At 43.2% G+C, this 1,061-nt stretch carries 2 protein-coding genes; both read right to left on the bottom strand.

Annotation, left to right across the window (positions count from 1 at the left end):
• On the bottom strand, positions 1-466 hold a 466-nt coding region (locus B4H32_RS01985; protein ID WP_286799559.1), incomplete at its 3' end, for a methionine ABC transporter permease.
• A partial coding sequence (locus tag B4H32_RS01980) for a methionine ABC transporter ATP-binding protein (protein ID WP_286799558.1) occupies positions 463-1,061 on the bottom strand: 599 nt, incomplete at its 5' end. The genes B4H32_RS01980 and B4H32_RS01985, both read right to left, overlap by 4 nt.

Genomic DNA, 1,061 nt, shown 5'->3' with positions numbered 1-1,061 from the left:
TAATAAACTTAAAGATGATTTGCCAAGGGGTTGCACCCATTGCCTGAGCTGATTCAATAATTCCTTCATTCACTTCAAGCAGAGAAGTTTCAATTAGACGGCCTAGGTATGGACCCACATAGATGGTTAAAGGCACAATTGCAGCCCATGTCCCAATGGATGTTCCCACCAGTAGTTTGGTTAGTGGAATCACCGCGATCAATAAAATGATAAATGGGAGTGAACGCAGGGCATTGACAATAGGATTCAGGAAATAGTAAATCGCCCGATTTTGTAGAATGCCACCTGTACGGGTAACCACCAGCGTAATGCCCTGAATCAATCCCCAGATACAGCCAAACAGTAATGAGAAGAAAACCATTTGAAAGGTTTCCTGCAAGGCTGTCACAAACTGGTCAATGCTAAGGGCACTATGCCAAAAAGGTGCTGTGACGTCAGTTAGCCATTGTACAATTAAATCTCTCATTGGCTGACTCCAGACTGTTCAACTTTAACGCCATGCTGCTCCAGAAATTGGATTGCTTGCCGAATAAGACTTTCATCACCGAGCAGTTGAATAAACATTTGCCCAATCACAGTACCATTGATTTCAGTCATATTGGCAAAGAGAATATTTAAACTGATATCAAACTGTTTGATGACTGCCTGAATTACCGTTTCCTGTGCAGATGTACCCAGAAACTGCAAACTATAAATACTATTGTGATGTCTGTGTTCAAGGTTGTTTAAGATATTTACTGGCAACTGTTGCTGTAATACCGTTTGAATAAAAGTTTTTGTGGTGGGGTGTTGTGGCTGACTAAAAATGTCCAGCGTAGGCCCTGTTTCAATCACCTTGCCAGCTTCCATCACGGCCACATAATCACAAACAGTCTCAATCACGTCCATTTCATGGGTGACCATCACAATGGTGATGTTTTGTTCCCGATTGATCTTCTTTAACAGTGCCAGCACGGATTGGGTGGTTTGTGGGTCAAGTGCGGAAGTCGCTTCATCACACAGCAGAATTTTTGGGTGATTGGCAAGCGCACGCGCAATCCCTACACGCTGTTTTTGTCCAC

Origin of the sequence: Acinetobacter sp. UBA2063 (genome assembly GCF_002333245.1) — a bacterium.
Taxonomy (GTDB): domain Bacteria; phylum Pseudomonadota; class Gammaproteobacteria; order Pseudomonadales; family Moraxellaceae; genus Acinetobacter; species Acinetobacter parvus.
The sequence above is the reverse complement of the archived record's forward strand: the minus strand, read 5'-3'. Positions and strand labels throughout refer to the sequence as shown.